This window comes from Vogesella mureinivorans (assembly GCF_007644035.1).
Taxonomy (GTDB): domain Bacteria; phylum Pseudomonadota; class Gammaproteobacteria; order Burkholderiales; family Chromobacteriaceae; genus Vogesella; species Vogesella mureinivorans.
Map to the genome: position 1 here is coordinate 1 of NZ_VMTV02000906.1, position 361 is coordinate 361.

Sequence of the window (361 nt, forward strand, 5' to 3'; positions counted from 1 at the left end):
CGCACGCTGACGCTCGACAACGTGCCGCGTGCGCTCGCCAACTTCGATACCCGCGGCTTCATCAAGCTGGTCATCGAGGAAGGCAGCGGACGGCTGATTGGCGTACAGGTGGTGGCCCCGGAAGCGGGCGAACTGATCCAGACGGCTGTTCTCGCCATTCGCAACCGCATGACGGTGCAGGAACTAGCCGACCAGTTGTTCCCCTACCTAACGATGGTCGAGGGCTTGAAGCTCGCGGCGCAGACCTTCAGCAAGGACGTGAAGCAACTGTCCTGCTGCGCCGGATAAGGAAAAGGAGGTGTTCGATGAACGCCTACACAGTGTCCCGACTGGCCCTTGAGGCCGGGGTGAGCGTGCATAT

Annotated in this window: 1 protein-coding gene; it reads left to right on the forward strand. The window is 61.5% G+C overall.

Translation table 11 applies throughout. The features are described 5' to 3' along the window. Positions 1–288, forward strand: a 288-nt coding sequence (locus tag FLQ44_RS20200; protein WP_147695786.1) for an oxidoreductase dimerization domain-containing protein, incomplete at its 5' end; no start/stop codon positions are given. Positions 289–361: the final 73 nt, after the last annotated feature.